Here is a 17,561-nt window from a genome sequence, read left to right as displayed (position 1 = left end):
TATGTGTCATCACCTAAAATGTAACAGCATTAGCCCAAATTTATTTTTATAACAAAAGCTTATATCTAGAAAAAAGCAGTAAGATCATTCTCTTTCAATGACCTTACCGCTTTAGGACCTGTGTTATTCAATTTTTTAATTGTCTCCACAGTCACTCATGAAAATAAAAGAAATACCATGTTTCTAAGCATTTAATTCGTTTCCCTCTTGGCAACGCCCGTTTTATAGCCTGCTTCAATAACTGCTTCCCGAATGTTAGGCACAACCTGACTGTTGAATACACCTGGGATGATATAATCTTCATTCAATTCATCCTCATCAATCGTCGCTGCAATTGCCTTGGCTGCAGCTAGCTTCATTTCTTCGTTGATATCTGATGCTCTGCAATCGAGGATCCCTCGAAAGATTCCCGGGAAACATAAGACATTATTGACTTGGTTCGGATAATCTGACCTCCCTGTCGCCATCACTTTAACGAATGGTTTCGCTAGTTCTGGTGAAATCTCAGGATTCGGATTGGCAAGCGCAAACACAATCGGCTCCTCGGCCATGTTTTTAACGTCCTCTACATCAAGAATATCAGGCGCAGAAACACCGATAAAAACATCTGCCCCTATGATCACATCTGATAGTGAGCCACGTTCTTGATTTGGGTTCGTCTGTTCAGCATACCAATTCCAAATATTGCTCTCGTATGTTTCATTGCGGTGTAAGGCACCATGACGGTCCACCCCAATGACATTTTTTGCTCCAGCGGTTAACAGCATTTTCGTAATTGCAATACCAGCGGCACCGATACCACAAACAACGATTTTGCAATCGTTGATGTTCTTGTTTGTAACTTTTAATGCGTTAAGTATACCTGCAAGCACAACAATGGCTGTCCCGTGCTGATCATCATGAAAGACTGGAATATCTAGTTCTTTTTTTAACCGTTCTTCAATCTCAAAGCACTGAGGTGAAGCGATATCCTCTAAATTAATCCCGCCGAACGAAGGGCTAAATGCTTTTATCATTTGAATCAATTCTTCGGTGTCATCTGAATTTAAACAAAGCGGGTATGCATCGACATTCGCAAACTGTTTAAACAACATCGCCTTTCCTTCCATCACAGGAAGCGAGGCCTCTGGTTTGATTTTCCCTAATCCTAATACAGCTGTACCATTGGTGACTACAGCGACTGAATTTTTCTTAATCGTTAAATTGTACGCAAGCGTAGGATTTTCTTCAATCGCCATACAGACTCTCGCAACTTCTGGGGTGTAGACGTGAGATAGTTCTTCACGATTATCAATAGAACGTTTTGATGCAACCTCAATTTTCCCACCCAAATGAATTAAAAACGTTCGGTCAGATACGTGCCGAACGGTGACACCAGCTAATTCATTTATGGCATCAATCAAATGTTCTTGATCTTTTTTACTACTGAGATTGATGCTGATATCCCGGACGGTTCGTTTCGGTTCTTCTTTGATCACATCAATTGCAATCAAATCACCACCCGATTGGCTAATGATTGTTGCAATTTCTCCAAATGAAACTTGTTCCTTATGTATGTCCAACCGCAAAATGATCGTCATGTTGGATTTAGGCATTTGATTCAATCCCTTCTCAAAGTTCTGTTGTCCCTCAGCATGCATTTTGTTATAGTATCCCGAATGTAATAAGTCTCTATGAACAAAAAATATATGACAAATAAAGGAATGATCAGCTTGTACATACAAAAGAGCTCAAGTGGGAGGTTATTAGTAAGGATCTCGTTACAATGGAGGCAAAAAAATGAAGGACATCAAAGACAAAGTCGAAGCAGATATTACGACTCACGATAAAAACCCATATGAAATTGTGAAAGAGCTATTAAAACATTCCATTTCTGAACTTGGTTTCGATGAGAACATTTATCATATCTTAAAAAAGCCGATGAGAGTTCTAGAGGTCTCCATCCCTGTACGTATGGATAATGGGGACATTCGGAATTTTACAGGCTATCGTTCACAGCACTTAGATATCCTTGGTCCAACTAAAGGTGGCATCCGCTTTCATCCGAACGTTGACGTTGATGAAGTCAAAGCACTATCGATTTGGATGTCACTAAAAGCCGCGATTTTAGACCTTCCCCTTGGCGGCGGTAAGGGTGGTGTCATCGTTAATCCAAGAGAGTTATCTGAGCGCGAATTAGAAGAATTAAGTCGGATGTACATCCGCAAAATCACTCCAATCATTGGCCCTGAAAAAGACGTACCCGCCCCTGATGTAAATACAAACCCAGAGGTGATGGGCTGGATGATTGATGAGTACGATACCTTACGCGGCTACAATATTCCGGGAATGCTAACTGGTAAACCAATCATTTTAGGTGGTTCACAAGGCAGATTAGCAGCGACAGGACGCGGAGTCGTATTAATGGTCCGAGAAGCTGCTCGATTTTTAGGTATGGATTTACGCCAATGTACCGCGTCCCTACAAGGTTTCGGAAATGTCGGCAGTATGACGGCAAAGTTTTTAGATGAATTAGGTGTAAAGATCGTTGCCGTAACGGATGCTAACGGCGGCATTTACGACGGGAATGGCTTAGATATTCCTGATTTACTAGCGTTTGTAAAAGATGGCCGCAGCGTAACAGAGTATACAAAAGCGAAACCATTAAATAATCAGGACTTGTTTAGTTTGCCAGTTGATATCTTTGTCCCAGCTGCGATTGAGAATCAAATTACAAAAGAAACGGCTCCTCTCATTCAAGCCAAAATTGTAGCTGAAGCTGCTAATGGTCCAACAACCCCTGAGGGAGATAAAATCCTTGAAGAAAAAGATATTTTTGTGATTCCGGATATTTTATGTAATGCAGGTGGTGTAACGGTTTCTTACTTCGAATGGGTTCAAAATGCGATGAATTATTATTGGAAGGAAGAAGAAGTCAACCAAAAGCTTGAAGAGCGGATGGTATCAGGGTTTGAAAATGTATTACGGATGAGACAGCAACAAAAAAGCCGCATGAGAAAAGCGGCTTATATGGTCGGCATTCAGCACCTTGTAAAAGCCTTTAAAGCGAGAGGTTGGATTAAGAATGCTGATTTAACAAAATAAAAACAATGGTGGTGCCTTCTGGACACCACCATATCTTTTTATCGTTCATTACCCGTTTAAGAGCAATGACTCCGGATCTTCTAGTAGTTCTTTTACTTTGACAAGAAAGCTAACTGCTTCTTTGCCATCGACAATACGATGATCGTAAGAAAGCGCAATATACATCATTGGTCGATTTTCCATTCTCTCATCATCAATCGCCACTGGTCGGGTTTGAACTTTATGCATGCCAAGAATTCCGACTTGCGGACTGTTTAAGATCGGTGTTGACCAAAGTGAGCCAAATACACCGCCATTGGTAATTGTAAAGGTTCCACCTTGTAACTCGTTAAGCTTTAATTTATTGTCGCGTGCCTTTTCGGCGAGGTCATTAATTTCATTTTCAATGCCAGCAAAATCAAGTCGGTCAGCGTCACGGATAACAGGAACGACAAGACCATCGTCAGCCGACACAGCGACACCGATATCATAGTAATGTTTTAGAAGAATTTCATCTCCCTGTATTTCTGCATTAAGTAAAGGAAATTTCTTAAGGGCTCCGACAACAGCCTTTGTGAAAAAGGACATAAAGCCAAGTTTTACCCCATGTTCATCCTGAAACGCTTGCTTGCGGCGTTTTCGTAAATTCAGGATCGCTGTCATATCAACTTCATTGAACGTTGTTAACATCGCTGATTGATGTTGGACATCAACTAAACGATTCGCGATCGTTTGACGACGACGTGACATCTTGATCCGTTCCACAGGCTTATTGTTGTTTTCATCGCTCGCTTGTTGTTGCGATTGACTGCTTGCAAATGGCTTATGATCAGTTGGACTTGATGCTGGCTTCTCTTGATGAGAGGCGACATCGTGCTTTCTCACCCTCCCTAATGGGTCTTGTGGTTTCACTTCTTCGAGGTCAATCCCACGTTCACGCGCGAGTTTTCTCGCTGCAGGAGAAGCAATTGGACGCCCGTTTGGGTCATTCTCATCTTTTCCTTCCGATTGTGGTGACTCTTCTTCATGCTCTGTACTGTCTGTTTTCGCTTCTTCTATCTTTTCCTGTGGTTCACTGTCTGCTTGTTGCTCAAGCTCGCTCGCCTCTGCTCCTTCTTCAATGGTTGCGATAACTTCACCGACAGTCACGGTTTCACCAGCTTCTTTCTTGACATTTTGTAATACGCCAGAAAAATCAGATGTAATTTCAACATTGACTTTGTCAGTTTCAAGTTCAACGATATATTCACCTTTGGTTACTTGATCTCCAGGGTTCTTAAGCCACTGTGCAACCGTGCCTTCCGTAATCGATTCAGCTAACTCTGGTACAATAATGTCAGCCATTGATACTACCCCTTTCATTCGTTCGTGTCAACGCATCGTTTAGAATCCGCGCTTGTTCTTGTTTATGAACGTTTGGATTTCCTTCTGCTGTGCTCGAACGTTCTTTGCGCCCGATATAATCAACGGTCACTCCGGTTGGCGCACAATCTTTCAGGTGAGGCTCGATATATGACCACGCCCCCATATTTTTTGGCTCCTCTTGTACCCAAATGATCTCTTTCAAGTGAGGAAAACGAGTGATCACGTTATTTAGCTCCTCTTTCGGTAACGGATAGAGCTGTTCCAACCGTGCGACATGAAGCCAATCGACGTTCTGTTTTTCTAGCTTCGCTTTAATGTCTTGTGATACTTTCCCGCTACTCAAGAGAAGACGTTCAACTTTTTCTACATCTTCCTCCTGTTTTTGTTCTTCGAAAACAGGTTGGAAAAGGCGTTCACTAAATTCAGTACCGCTTGATGCAGCATGTGGATTTCGAAGTAAACTTTTCGGCGTCATAATGACAAGCGGACGCACGTCTTCCTTTTCTAACAACTGTGCTTGTCGCCGTAACAGATGAAAATACTGTGCTGCAGTTGAGACGTTGGCAACCGTCCAGTTATTTTCGGCAGACATCTGTAAAAATCGTTCCAAACGAGCGCTCGAATGTTCCGGCCCTTGACCTTCATACCCGTGTGGTAAAAGAACGACAAAACCAGATTTTTGGCCCCACTTTGCACGTGCTGCTGAAACAAATTGGTCAAAAATCACCTGAGCAGCGTTGGCAAAGTCTCCAAATTGCGCTTCCCAAAGCACAAGCGTTTCCGGAGCAAATACATTGTAACCATATTCAAAGCCAACCACAGATATCTCTGATAACGGACTATTATGAATCGCAAATGATGCTTTTGCCTCTGCAAGATGGTGCAGCGGTGTATACGTGTCACCACTTTTGTGATCATGCAGAACAAGATGACGGTGAGCAAATGTTCCACGCTCTGAATCTTGCCCTGTTAGTCGAATGGGGGTACCGTCTCGTAAAATCGTTGCAAATGCTAACGTTTCTGCGAGCGACCAATCGACCTTTCCATCCGCTTCTAGTGCATGTTCACGTCGTTCAAGGATTTTTTTCAGCTTCGGATACACCTGAAACTCCTGTGGCCATTCTAATAACTCACGATTGATCACTCGGAGAACATCTAGATCAACTCGGGTATCAATCGCCGGTAGCCCTTCGTTAATAGCTTCTGGTGACTCTAACGAATCATTTTGTTGCTTTTCTTGCTTAGAAACGTTCTCATATGACCGATCCAACTTCTTCTGAACGTGATCGTTCATCTCACTTGCTTGTTCTTTCGTAATAATTTTCCGATCAATCAACAGTTTTTCATATTGAGATTTAACGGACTCATGTTTTGTGATCAAGCTGTATAACTGTGGCTGCGTTGCGGCTGGTTCATCCATTTCATTATGGCCAAAGCGCCGATAACCGATCAAATCGATTAAAACGTCCTTTTGAAATGTTTTTCGGTAGTGATACGCGAGATGAACCGCAGATAAACACGCCTCAGGATCATCAGCATTGACATGGATAATCGGAACCTCAAACCCTTTGGCTACATCACTCGCATACGTTGTTGAACGTGAATCCGTACTCTCGGTTGTAAAACCGATGTTATTGTTTGCAATGATATGGAGTGTTCCACCTGTCTGGTAACCTTGGAGACCGCTCAAATTCAAGGTTTCTGACACGACACCTTGACCTGGGAATGCTGCGTCACCATGAATCAGTACCGCAAGTGCCTTTGTTTCGTTCTGCTCCGGAAGCCCTTGCTGCCCTCGCTCCTCTTGTGCCGCTCGCGTATATCCCTCAACAATTGGATTGACAAACTCAAGGTGACTTGGATTGTACGCTAAGGTCACACGTGTCTTGTGCTCTTGATCTGTGACATGACGTGAACCACCCAAGTGGTACTTCACATCACCGGTCCAGCCGTACGTTGATTTGATCTCTCCATTAGAGTCAAACGCAGTGGATGGTACGTGCATAAATTCTGAAAAGATCTGCTCATATGGCTTTCCTGCGATATGTGCCAATACATTTAATCGACCACGATGAGCCATACCGATGACAACATCATCACAATCTTCATCCAAGGAAGCTTGAATCGTCTCATCTAACATAGGCACTAATGTATCAAGACCTTCAATCGAAAAACGCTTTTGTCCAACAAATGTTTGGTGCAAAAATCGTTCAAAGCTTTCAACCTCTGTCAACCGCTGTAATAATGATTGACGTTTATCATTTGTAAGCGATAAAAATGCCTCTTCAGATTCAACCATTTGTTGCAACCAATTCTTTTCTTCCGGATTTGTAATATGGTTAAATTCAAACGCCATCGCTTTGGTATACACGTTTTTCAAGTGTTGCATCGCATCCCAGCCATTTTTGACATGATCCGGCGCATGAGGAGCGATCAACCCCTTCGGAATGCTCATCAGATCTTCCTTTGTGACTTGATAATGCTCAGGCGTAAGGATATCAACTGTCTGTTCATTAGGGTTGAAGGGCTGAATCTTTGCTGCTAAATGACCTTGACTTCTTATCGCTTCAGCCAGTTGAAAAGCCGCAGCAATCGTTTGTAACTGTTGCGGGTGTTGACCGTTTTGTTCTAATGTCTTTGGTTGTTGCATCTCCCTATCCTGAATGGACGGTGCGGGCGGGGGCCCCCACGTATCAAAAAGATCCTTCACCTCATCATCTAGGGAATCAGGATCGGTTTTGTACTTTTCGTACAGTTCGATCGCATAGGCAATATTAGGCCCATGAAACGCATCCCATACGTTATTGTCTCTTGTTGTATTTGAATCCATCTTGAAATAACACCTCTATTGAGTGAAGATTTATACAAAATACCTAACTATAATCTCTTCTACAAATAACTACCCTCACGTCATCTTTATGAAACATCATTGTGAATGTGTGACAGGTTGTATGTAAAACTTTTCCCTACAGTTACCATTTCTACTATTAACGAAAAATCATATTGTTAGACCTCTTTTTATTGAAATTTTCATCTAAACATCTTATTTTTCTATTTTTCTTGTAAATATGGTACGTGAAATTTAATAAATTGAACAGAAACTGTAAATAATTTGACAATTGACATCTTCCCCTTTATAATAAGATTGTAAACGCTTACATCATATCAAGGGGGATGCGTATGTTTTACACACAAGATCAAGTTGATAAAGACCAATTGATCGATGCCCTTTTACAAAATGAACTTTATAAAATGCCGGATGGTCGTCAATTTTATGAAGCAAGTGAAGAAGAGCTAGAGCTTCTTATTTGTTCAACGTTGGACCTCCCGGATGCCTTTTGTTCTGTATAAGAACGTTACGAACAATCGATAACTCCTTGTTGAGATAACGAGTCACATAATAGGCATGTAACCATAGAATACCATGTAGTCAAATTTTCAAGTTCAGGGAGGAGTTATCATGACCTTACCAAACGTGCCGAACATTACTCCAGACATTGATTTACGAAGAGATGATGTGATCAACCTCTTATTGGCCGCCATTGCAATGGAGGAAATTGGGCTTTCCCATATTCTCAAAGCTGAAGGGGAAAAGATCGAAAGCAGTCTCTGTAAAGCAACCTCATTTGATGAAATTATTAAAGTAAATAAAAACACTGAAAAAGTGTTACAAAATGTTATAAAAAAAGAAATGCTCCTGCAATTTAAACTCAATGATATCCTTGAAATTATCGAGGACGAGGGGAAACAAAAAGAACCCCATATACATGAGGGGTGTGGTGATGAACCAGTAGAGGCAGAAAATCTGATGGAAGACTAACTTTGTGAAGGCTTACCACCATCATAGTCACCTTTATTTAAGTGACGCTTACTGGAAAACCATGGTGTCGATGGCGGTTTCGTTAACTGTTCGTGTTCAATCCCAGATGCCTTCCGATAGTATGATACGAGGTTTCCGTTCTCCTCTCTCGTTTTTTGACGCTGTTTCACTAGACGCTTAAGCAGATCATCAAACTGTACACGGTGATCGCGATCAGTTATGTCGCGCTCTAGTAACTTAGCTTTTTTTGTTACGATAAATTCGAGTTCTACTAACGTTAGTAATGCTTGATTGACCTCATATTTGGCACGCATCAACGAAGGATCGGTTGTTTCCGGTCCCTTTTTTTCTCTTTTTATCAGCGCTCCTTCAAAGGTTGAGAGCGCTTCCGCGTACATCGAGAGCGCCTCTAACAGATTCATATTTTGACTATGTAGTTCTTTTAATGGCTCCTTCACGCAAGACACCCCCATGATTTACTCTTCTTGATGATAAATATCATCCTCTTCTTTTAAACTCGTTTCCCAAATTTGCAATAACGCTTCGACCTTTTTGACTTGTAGCCATTGCTTCATAAAGACTGTATTTAAAAACATGTCATTTGATTTAGCCAACGCTTGAATATCATCAGGACTAGGATCCGTAGGAAAATCAGCATGTTTTCCGACAAAGCGATTGAGTTGCTTGGTGTGCTCCTCAATCAAAGAAACAAGTGCACGTTCATCCTCAACAAGACTGGTGAAGATCTGTCCTATATGATCCGAAGCTGTCCGTTCTTCGTTCTCTTTATTCGAATTATCAAACGCCATCGCACCGTTTCCTTCCTTTACATAGATACTCTCAGACCTCACTTCAGTCTATGTTTATAGAAAAAAATCTATTCGAACGAAGAACAAAAACTCACTGTTTCATTGAGAATAAAAAAGCCTGTCCTGATGTTTCACTCTTACACGGACTAGGCTTTTGTTATCATTATTTAAATTGTTGTAGAGCTTCAGCAATTGCGGTATCGCCCCCGATTAAGTCAAATCCACGGCGGTACGTATTTTCCTCTTCAAGTGTAGCAACAACGGTGCTTGCCACATCTTCTCTTGTTACATAGCCACGCTCAAGATTTTTGGCAATCGAAACTTTACCTGTACCAGGATCATTGGTTAATCCTCCTGGACGTACAATGGTATAATTTAAGTCACTAGCTTTCAGACGTTCATCTGCATAGTGTTTAGCTGCGTGATAATGACGAATTTGCTCTGACCATTTTTCTCGCTTATCAGCATTAATCGCACTAACCATGACAAAGCGGTTTGCTTGCGCTTGTTCAGCAGCTTCAATCGTTTTAATCGCACCATCTAGGTCAATTAAAATCGTCTTATCAGCACCCGTATGTGCACCAGATCCAGCGGTGAAAATAACCGCATCACAACCTTTGGCTGCTTCAGCTATTCCCTTTACATCTCCTTCTAAATCAGCAATCACTGTTTCTGCTCCAACAGCTTCCAAGGCTGCTGATTGTTCTTGTTTGCGAATCATCGCTCTTACTTCGTGTTTGTTACTTTCACCTAGGATTCGTACAATATGTTTACCAATTTGACCATTGGCTCCAACAACTAATACTCTCACTGCAATCGCTCCCTTCAAATTTTCCTGTGCGACACAGATTAAGTATAGCACTTGCACTCATCAATTCCCAAAAATATGCACAAGTACCTGTGATAGCTAAAGAACGATAAAATAACTCACAAGGAGTGATCCATGTGAGTTACGAAAGTGTTACTCGTTGTTGTTGATACAAATATTTTGCAAAGCGAAGGGGATTAGTGAACGCCTTATCGATCCGTTCTTCATCATACGACTCCATTAATGCAACCTTTGCAGATTTCGTATTGCATTCAATTAACCAAAGTCTTTCCTCTTGATCAATCGCAAAGTCAATCCCCATTTCACCAAAGTGTCCATACTCCTCTTCGACAGTACGATAAACCTCTCGTAAAAACTGATTGATCTTCTGCTTCCAATTTTGACTCATGTCATCAGACCAACCGTATTGATTGGTGAAGAAATCTTCAAACGTATAAATCGACGCGCCCGCACGCGTACTTGTCACCGGAGCATGTTTTGCCCCTACACGAACTGAATTAGCCACAACCTCTAATTCCCCGTGATCGTCACGCTGGACTTCCGCACGGAAATCGATCATCGAATCATTGATCGACAACACCTGAACCCCTTGTTGCATCAATACCATTTTATCCCCAAAATATTGATTGATCCCCTGCGTTAACTCTTCAACCGATTGTACTTCATGACTTTTCAGGTCATCTTCAACCATACTATATTGATAGTGATTAGTATCTATACGTTTGACGCGCATGACCGTACGGCTATACCTACCAACGTTTGCTTTTAAATAAATCGTTTGATGCTGCTCTAGGAAATCGATGAGAAGTTCAGGATCATACAACTTTGTTTCAGGGACATATTGAGAAATCGTATGGTTCCTGCTTAAGCGGTTGTAAAACTCCCATTTATCAAAATCATCCTCTGAATTAATGAACGGTATACCTTGTTCCTTTACCACTGCTTTAAACCGTTGCGTCCGTTCTTGTGTCTGACCTGCAGATCTCCGGTTATAAATGACATCAGGAAATGGGAACCATTTTCGTTTCCAGATATCATCCTCTGAATCGAAGTACGTTCCTTGGATTCGTGCTTCGTCAAAATCAACATCTTGAATCGCAAAAAAATACAACGATGTTCCTGCTTCCTCGCTGCCTTTACTTAGTCGTTTCATTCGTTCACTCTCTTGTTGTTTAAGTAGTCGATTAATCGATCTCTTCGGCACAAATGTTCCGACAATCGGACGTTCCATTGGTGGTTCGCTTACTCTCTGTTCATGTTCTCGTTCACGTAACAAATATTCTGAAAATAAAAGTGGATTTGCAAATGCTTCTTTAAAAGTCGCTTCACCATATGCTTTCATGAGCGAGACCTTCGTACTTTGTGAATTACACTCAATAAATTTAATTTGAAGGTCATTGGTGAGTGCAAAATCAATTCCCATTTCAGCACATACACCATATTTCTTTTCAATCTCTTCATAGACCGTGTATAAAAACTCGTGAATGGTCTCCTTCAGCGCTTCTTTTTTGTTCACCTCTAGTGATAATTCACCTAACAATTGATCAAGCGTGATCGCATCTGAATGCGTTGTAATCGGTGAATTCTCACGAGCGAGCCGCGCTGAAATCCCGGTAATTTGTATCATTCCATCACCGTTTCTTTGCAGTTCCGCGCGCAAATCAATTTTGCGACCATCGACTTCCAAGAGATCAATCGCTTCTTGCACCATGAATGCTTTCCCCTCATAGAAGCGCTCTACAAAAGTGAGTAAGTCACTCAATTTTGTACGCTCGGAAATTGTTGCTTCACTCGTCTGATCATAATAGCAATACTCGTAATACCCCTCTTCTTGTTGTTCAACACGAACAACATACTTCCCTTTCCTACCGTTACACCCCTTTAAATAGACCCGCTGATACTTCTCTAGCATCTTGATCAAATCAATTTGTTGTTCATAAATTAACGTCTCTTGTAAATACTGTTGCAAGGACTCTACCGTACTAAAATAATCGTAAATCTTCCAATTTCCAAATGAAGTAGGGTTTAAGAAGATCGTCTCCTGCTTTTTGCATTGCTTCATAAATGTATCGTAATTCTCCTTATATTTTTTCGTTGGTCCACCACGGCGGTAAAGAACATCTGGATATGGAAACTGCTTTTTCAACCATTTCCTTTCCCAGAAATCATAATAAATACCGGTAATTTCTTCATTTTCAATGTCTACACGATTTATCGAAAAAAAATATAAATTCCAAGCCATGTTCTCATTTGCTTCTGCCAGTGCTTTTAATCGGTAGTGGGCTTTTTGTCTAGCCAATTTTCGAAAGCCGATATTCGGTATTAAAACTCCTAGATTGCCGATTTGTTCTTCCTGTACGGTCATGAGAAGTCACCCTTTCTTCGTGAAACCAATTATATACCTATTATATTGGTACTAGAATGTTTTGAAACGGCTATCAACTACTCTTCACGTTTTTTTAATGTGAAAGTTGATTAGGAAGGCGCCGTTTCGAATCATCCTCTTCATACATACTTGTAATTACAAGTCTAAAGACGACCACATGATGAAAGAGGGGATGACCATTCCAATGAAACTACTACTATTAGACAATGGTTTTGAACACAATGATCATTTGTTATCCTATCAGGCCCAAACTGCACCATATACCAAAAACCTACCCACGAAAACTGGAAACAAGCAATCGATGATTGAGCATATCTGTAATAAACTGAAGAAGCTGGATTTACTAGACCAGAGCTACATCGTCACGACGAAACAACACATAAAGCGTATGGATGACAAATCCATCACTCCAACAGAAATCATCACGCTACCAGCTACTCAAAGCTCATTTTCTAAGGTGCTGCTAGCCTGTTCTTATTTATATTCAGAAACCGATTGCAGTACCAATGAAATGATTGCCGTCATCAATCTCCATTCATTTACTGATCTAGATTATTCGTGTTTATCACGACTTGCACAAGCGCTAGAAAAATCAAAAGCAGATATCGGACTGTTAGGTTTAGAAACAAAACGTCCGTCAATAACCGATGACTATATGCAAATGCATCCAAAAAAAAATAGCTCTACAACGATTTTTCATGTTCAAGCATTATCCCGACCAGATACACATGAAACAGCTTACAAACACTTCTCCCAGGGGGATCTTTGTTATAGTGGAATATCCATGTTTCGTTTGAAGTCTATGATCAAGCAATTAAAACGACAACACCTTCCACAAACGTACAAACAATTACTATCAACGCGTGATAAAATAAAACATTCGAGATTGGAAGATGAGCTCATTACAGAAGAAACGAACGTCATTGCTGTCCCTTATCACGGGGAGTGGCGTAAGTTAACAGAGGACCTGAGTCACCTCAGTAATCGATCAATGTTTGAAGAACGTCGTTGGGGTTGGTATGAAGTTCTCAGCTATTACTTTTCTGGGACAGAACAAATTCTTGTTAAGAGAATTCATGTGTATGCAGGGGAAAATATTAGCTACCAACTACACCAGCATCGTAAAGAAATTTGGACAATTACGGACGGACTCGGCTTATTTGCTTACAATCAAACGTTACAACCTATTCAACAAGGGGATGTTCTAAAAATTTCGCAAGGTGCCGAACATGCTGTAAAGGCACTCACAGATTTAGATATGATTGAGGTACAAATGGGAACTGATTTAAGGGAAGAAGATATTACGCGTATCTATATGAACTGGGATGATATCGAAGCAAACTGTAAGAAAGGGTTTTAACCATTAGTTTAATGATAAGGGAGTGAATAAATTGAAATTGACACACCAGAGGATATGGGAGGACACCTTCCAATTCCTCGCTACATTTCAACCCTTAATCTATGATAAGATCCCACTAAACCTTTTATTATTTAGAGATTTTCAAAAATCGATAAAAAGGCGTAAATCAATGGTAACAACGCCACTTCGACCGATTGACCCCTACGTTAACCTACAGCAGGCCTGTGAACCCTACTTGATAAAAACACAGCCACGAGCTTTCGATGAAGGAACGACCCTCGTTCGCGCACATTTATATCCATTATTTAAAGAATGCACCAATCACAATCTCATTTTTCTAGCACATTATAAAAAAGAATATAAACAAATGAAACGATTGAAAGGCTGTCGGCCAATCATCTTTTTAAGAAGGGTCCCACCTGCCAATCTGCCCCTAGAAGAAGAAAAGCAATTGTATCAAACGCTTGAAGATATATTGGATGCAACTGGAACACCAACTTATTTTAAAACGCCCGCATTTAAAAAATGGATCTATAAAAAAGTAGGGTTTATTGTGAAGCGTATTCGTCGGATCCATACTTTATTTGACCGGTATAAAATTTCGCAAACCATTTATGGATCAACGATCAATCGCTACGGAAGTGTCGTGACGTCATTTGCACAAAGTCGCCAAGTTTTTACGGTTAACATCCAACATGGGATCCTTAGTGAGCTCGGTCACTTTCCAGTCAATGCAGACTTAAATTTAGTTTGGGGCCCTTCTCACAAAGATTATCTCGTGAGCCGTGGTGCACCGCAGGATCGTATTAAAAATATTGGTCCAGTATTCGTCCGAAACCTTGACTTCAAAGCAAACCATCAACCACCAAAAAGGAGCGAAGCACTGAACATCCTCGTCGCAATGCAGCCCTTAGGAAATAAATACAATAAAAAAATGATTCGAACGATTGAACAGGCAGCCAACAATATCAGTGAACCTATTACTATTAATTATAAACTCCACCCCGATCAAAATAATAAACAACGTTATCAAAAACATCTCATTCAACAGTGTTCTGCTGTGATCTCACATGGTCAACGTTCATTGCAGGAGTTAATTAACGAGTCTGACTTGGTTATTACACCTTTTTCAACCGTAGCCTATGAAGCTCTTCTTAACGGAAAACCAGTCGTCTTTTATAAAGATCCTGGGGATTTATATTATTTAAACAATTCTCCGTTGTATGTACACACGTCATCTGAACTCTCTAATATTTTTACAGCAGCGATTAATGATCAAGGGTTCCTCCCATCATTGGCGTCGAAATTAGCGTTAAAGGATTCTCCCCACGAACAACCACTAACCTCTGAAAGATTATTACGATTCATAGAAGAAAGCGAAACCTAAGTTGTGAGCAAAATAAACTGATTCGCCGTATGTATGATTACAAGTACATACGGCGTTTTAATAGATTACATTCAAAAATGTAGAATACATATAAGGGCCTACCTTACTCTTTTGTTCTGAAAAAAACACTTCGAATAACATCGAACAGCCGTTGTATTTTCCATACGACTCGTTCAATTAGTTACTCAAAGTGTTTTCTCGTTATCATGATATATACTTACGGATTGTTTTTTTCCATTTATTATAGGTTTTTTTATCTTTTTCTTGAAGTTGCCTGGCAAAAGAATGCAACAGACCTAATTGATAAAGTTCATTACATAATCGAGTTGGCTGTTTACCCTTTTTTCTTCGAGAAGTTACATGATCAATCATTTTTATTTTTTCATCAGCCGTAACAAGGATATGACGCATCATGACATCATATCGGGTAAAGTTTAGTCGTCTCATTTCCTTATACAGAGATAAAATTTGTTCAGTTATTGCTTCAGGTATCTCTTCTTTATTTACTAAATACTCGTCTAAAAATTGACCATGAATATATTCCATCACAATATAGTTTGAACCTGCTTCATATATAGTTGGAAAAAAAGTGGAGTTTTGGGCATCTCTTAATACATCCTCTTCTGACTTTCTATTCCTCTGCTTTAGATAAATTTTCACACATTTATCCGATGATAGTTTAAAAACAGCTCCTTGCTCCCCCCTTCCTATCATTTGATAAGGTGTTGGATTGTGTAACACTTTTACTGGCTTTCTACGCCCCCTCCTTGAAATGGTAATTGAACGAAAATCTTCCTCCATAACGCTTCACCTCCTTCTTATGGTCATTCATTTCATTACATTCACTATCTAACTATGACTTTGAAATATAATCAAATAGTTCAGTCTGTTTGTCTAAAATTAATTTTATTTCCTCCTCTGTAAATCCATTATTTTTAAACCAGTTGATCGAGTAATCAATTTTTTTCCTCTTCTCTCTGAACTGAATTGGTATTTCATCAATGTTAAAGTACAAAGCGCAAGCAACTCTATGAGACCCATCTAGTAAATGGGATTTTGAGTCAAGATTAACGTAACTATCTTTTTTTAATCCCTGTTTTTCCACGGATTCAATTAACTCCTTAAACTTCCTCTTACGTCGTAAATAAGTCTTGGCAATATGCTTGCTTCGATTTTTTTGCATTTTTTTATACAACTTAAATCCATAATTATTCTTCCCATAATAGTCTTCGATTGCTAAATAACGAACAATCAGGTCCACTCGATTAAAAACATCATCGTTAAATTGTTTGCTGATTAACTCCCTAACGTTCATTGATCCCCCTACTCCTTTACATTCCTTTTCCGGCGTTAAGTCCCTTCTAGTAAGTTCCTCAATTAATTGTACAAGCAAATCTCCTGATGATTGGTTTGATTTTGGATACACATATGACAAAAATTGATTCCTTTTTTTCGCTGTATAATTTATCATTTGTTTTTCAGTTATTAATTTACCTAAACAATTAGCTAATTTTTCATGGTTCGATTGAACAAGTTCACCTAATAAATTAGGGCTAAAATATCTTTTAGCTCCTTCTGAAAGTCGATGCTCCATTTCGAGTATAAGTACCGGTTTATTACATAACATTGCTTCTAACCCGACAGTTGAACTGTTGACAATAACTACATCCGACTGTTGCATGGCATCATAAAGTGAACTTTTTCTTGAGGAAACAACAACTTGAGGATACTTATTACTAAGTTTTTTATATTCCTTAATGCTTCTCTCTTTTGGATGAGGTTTAATAACGATACTGACTTGGAATTCTTTAATTGCGTACTCAATAAACTTTTCCCACACTTTTTTATTATTTTTTGGTTGAGTGGCAATTAAAACCTTTAGGGGGGTAGATTCTTTCAGTTGGATACTTTGTTCTTTTTTGGTTGCTGATTCATCAAAACGAGGGTGACCCGTAATTACAATCGATTCTTTATTTACTCCTTTTCCTTTAAATAAATCCATCTCAAACTGTCCATAAACTGCTTTTTTTGTTGCCAATACCGGCATTCGTGCTTGCCATGTTAACAGCAAACCATGTTGCAAGGATATTGTCGGTATTCCCCAACTACGTGGGTGAAGTTGGGGAACTCTGAGATTTCCTGAGTCTGATACAAGTACACAAGAAATAGGAACCTCACTTAAAAATTGATCCATAGCAACTACATCACGAGTAATACTAGGAATAACTTTAATAAACTTCTTTTGAAAGTACGAATCACCAAATACGATATGATTTTGCAATTGTTTAAATCGTTTTTCAGCCATTTGAATATACTTTTTTATAAGCTGATCGACGTTTTTTCGAAATCGATCTAATCGATATACTGGGATTCCGTTATACTGTTTTATTTTCGTAGAATTTCCGAGGATAACACAGTTTTCCTTATTAAAGTACTGCTTATAGAAGGTAGTAGGTAGTCTGAGGTTTCTATCTTTAAAAATTAAAATCTTTTTTTGTCCGAAAGAAGCAGGTGGATTAAGTTTTTTTATGCGCTTGAGATA

14 protein-coding genes are annotated in these 17,561 nt (G+C 39.7%); 5 read left to right on the top strand and 9 right to left on the bottom strand.

Features of this window, described 5'->3' with window-relative positions; translation table 11 throughout:
• Nucleotides 1–191 precede the first annotated feature (191 nt).
• Complete coding sequence (locus tag KH400_RS13370) at nucleotides 192–1,595, bottom strand: NAD-dependent malic enzyme (RefSeq protein WP_246589557.1); 1,404 nt, start codon at nucleotides 1,593–1,595, stop codon at nucleotides 192–194.
• 184 nt (nucleotides 1,596–1,779) lie between these two features.
• On the opposite strand from KH400_RS13370, the gene KH400_RS13365 reads away from it, so the two are divergent.
• On the top strand, nucleotides 1,780–3,084 hold the full coding sequence (locus KH400_RS13365) for a Glu/Leu/Phe/Val family dehydrogenase (protein WP_217225290.1): 1,305 nt from the start codon (nucleotides 1,780–1,782) through the stop codon (nucleotides 3,082–3,084).
• A gap of 48 nt (nucleotides 3,085–3,132) precedes the next feature.
• Here the strand turns inward: KH400_RS13365 and odhB are convergent, their stop codons facing one another.
• Complete coding sequence (gene odhB / locus KH400_RS13360; RefSeq protein WP_217225288.1) at nucleotides 3,133–4,407, bottom strand: 2-oxoglutarate dehydrogenase complex dihydrolipoyllysine-residue succinyltransferase; 1,275 nt, start codon at nucleotides 4,405–4,407, stop codon at nucleotides 3,133–3,135.
• Nucleotides 4,400–7,258, bottom strand: coding sequence for a 2-oxoglutarate dehydrogenase E1 component (locus KH400_RS13355; RefSeq protein ID WP_217225286.1), 2,859 nt, complete (start codon nucleotides 7,256–7,258; stop codon nucleotides 4,400–4,402). The genes odhB and KH400_RS13355 overlap by 8 nt, the downstream gene beginning before the upstream one ends.
• Nucleotides 7,259–7,608: 350 nt before the next feature.
• Between KH400_RS13355 and KH400_RS13350 the strand changes: the two genes are divergently transcribed.
• Nucleotides 7,609–7,779, top strand: a complete 171-nt coding sequence (locus tag KH400_RS13350; RefSeq protein ID WP_217225285.1) for a Fur-regulated basic protein FbpA — start codon at nucleotides 7,609–7,611, stop codon at nucleotides 7,777–7,779.
• A 109-nt stretch (nucleotides 7,780–7,888) separates the two neighbouring features.
• A complete protein-coding gene (locus KH400_RS13345; protein ID WP_217225283.1) occupies nucleotides 7,889–8,248 on the top strand; it encodes an alpha-helical endospore appendage domain-containing protein in 360 nt (119 codons plus the stop codon).
• On the opposite strand, the gene KH400_RS13340 is transcribed toward KH400_RS13345, so the two are convergent.
• The 4 genes from KH400_RS13340 to KH400_RS13325 form a co-directional block, all read right to left on the bottom strand.
• Nucleotides 8,245–8,706: a hypothetical protein gene (locus tag KH400_RS13340; protein ID WP_217225281.1), complete on the bottom strand. Its 462-nt coding sequence runs from the start codon at nucleotides 8,704–8,706 to the stop codon at nucleotides 8,245–8,247. The genes KH400_RS13345 and KH400_RS13340 overlap by 4 nt on opposite strands.
• Nucleotides 8,707–8,724: 18 nt before the next feature.
• The gene (locus KH400_RS13335) at nucleotides 8,725–9,057 is read right to left on the bottom strand and encodes an alpha-helical endospore appendage domain-containing protein (RefSeq protein ID WP_217225279.1); all 333 of its coding nucleotides are present in this window, start codon (nucleotides 9,055–9,057) and stop codon (nucleotides 8,725–8,727) included.
• Nucleotides 9,058–9,220: 163 nt separating this feature from the next.
• Nucleotides 9,221–9,868, bottom strand: coding sequence for an SDR family oxidoreductase (locus KH400_RS13330; RefSeq protein ID WP_217225277.1), 648 nt, complete (start codon nucleotides 9,866–9,868; stop codon nucleotides 9,221–9,223).
• A 139-nt stretch (nucleotides 9,869–10,007) separates the two neighbouring features.
• The gene (locus KH400_RS13325) at nucleotides 10,008–12,251 is read right to left on the bottom strand and encodes a YheC/YheD family endospore coat-associated protein (RefSeq protein ID WP_217225275.1); all 2,244 of its coding nucleotides are present in this window, start codon (nucleotides 12,249–12,251) and stop codon (nucleotides 10,008–10,010) included.
• Between the two features lie 205 nt (nucleotides 12,252–12,456).
• Here KH400_RS13325 and KH400_RS13320 point away from each other — a divergent pair, with 205 nt between their 5' ends.
• Both KH400_RS13320 and KH400_RS13315 read left to right on the top strand, forming a co-directional pair.
• The gene (locus KH400_RS13320; RefSeq protein ID WP_217225273.1) at nucleotides 12,457–13,632 is read left to right on the top strand and encodes a hypothetical protein; all 1,176 of its coding nucleotides are present in this window, start codon (nucleotides 12,457–12,459) and stop codon (nucleotides 13,630–13,632) included.
• A gap of 367 nt (nucleotides 13,633–13,999) precedes the next feature.
• The gene (locus KH400_RS13315) at nucleotides 14,000–15,019 is read left to right on the top strand and encodes a CDP-glycerol glycerophosphotransferase family protein (protein WP_217225271.1); all 1,020 of its coding nucleotides are present in this window, start codon (nucleotides 14,000–14,002) and stop codon (nucleotides 15,017–15,019) included.
• 204 nt (nucleotides 15,020–15,223) lie between these two features.
• Here KH400_RS13315 and KH400_RS13310 read toward each other — a convergent pair whose 3' ends face one another.
• Together KH400_RS13310 and KH400_RS13305 are read right to left on the bottom strand one after the other, a co-directional pair.
• The gene (locus tag KH400_RS13310; RefSeq protein WP_217225269.1) at nucleotides 15,224–15,820 is read right to left on the bottom strand and encodes an AarF/UbiB family protein; all 597 of its coding nucleotides are present in this window, start codon (nucleotides 15,818–15,820) and stop codon (nucleotides 15,224–15,226) included.
• Nucleotides 15,821–15,872: 52 nt separating this feature from the next.
• Complete coding sequence (locus KH400_RS13305; protein WP_217225268.1) at nucleotides 15,873–17,324, bottom strand: capsular polysaccharide export protein, LipB/KpsS family; 1,452 nt, start codon at nucleotides 17,322–17,324, stop codon at nucleotides 15,873–15,875.
• Between the last annotated feature and the right edge of the window lie 237 nt (nucleotides 17,325–17,561).

This window comes from Desertibacillus haloalkaliphilus, assembly GCF_019039105.1.
Lineage (GTDB): Bacteria > Bacillota > Bacilli > Bacillales > KJ1-10-99 > Desertibacillus > Desertibacillus haloalkaliphilus.
This window is presented reverse-complemented; position numbering and strand designations above follow the sequence as displayed.

Excerpts from the sequence above, each read along its gene's own strand:
- KH400_RS13370 (WP_246589557.1), bottom strand. The coding sequence starts at position 1,595 with ATGCCTAAATCCAACATGACGATCATTTTGCGGTTGGACATACATAAG.
- KH400_RS13365 (WP_217225290.1), top strand. The coding sequence starts at position 1,780 with ATGAAGGACATCAAAGACAAAGTCGAAGCAGATATTACGACTCACGAT.
- odhB (WP_217225288.1), bottom strand. The coding sequence starts at position 4,407 with ATGGCTGACATTATTGTACCAGAGTTAGCTGAATCGATTACGGAAGGC.
- KH400_RS13355 (WP_217225286.1), bottom strand. The coding sequence starts at position 7,258 with ATGGATTCAAATACAACAAGAGACAATAACGTATGGGATGCGTTTCAT.
- KH400_RS13350 (WP_217225285.1), top strand. The coding sequence starts at position 7,609 with ATGTTTTACACACAAGATCAAGTTGATAAAGACCAATTGATCGATGCC.
- KH400_RS13345 (WP_217225283.1), top strand. The coding sequence starts at position 7,889 with ATGACCTTACCAAACGTGCCGAACATTACTCCAGACATTGATTTACGA.
- KH400_RS13335 (WP_217225279.1), bottom strand. The coding sequence starts at position 9,057 with ATGGCGTTTGATAATTCGAATAAAGAGAACGAAGAACGGACAGCTTCG.
- KH400_RS13325 (WP_217225275.1), bottom strand. The coding sequence starts at position 12,251 with ATGACCGTACAGGAAGAACAAATCGGCAATCTAGGAGTTTTAATACCG.
- KH400_RS13320 (WP_217225273.1), top strand. The coding sequence starts at position 12,457 with ATGAAACTACTACTATTAGACAATGGTTTTGAACACAATGATCATTTG.
- KH400_RS13315 (WP_217225271.1), top strand. The coding sequence starts at position 14,000 with ATGAAACGATTGAAAGGCTGTCGGCCAATCATCTTTTTAAGAAGGGTC.
- KH400_RS13310 (WP_217225269.1), bottom strand. The coding sequence starts at position 15,820 with ATGGAGGAAGATTTTCGTTCAATTACCATTTCAAGGAGGGGGCGTAGA.
- KH400_RS13305 (WP_217225268.1), bottom strand. The coding sequence starts at position 17,324 with ATGGCTGAAAAACGATTTAAACAATTGCAAAATCATATCGTATTTGGT.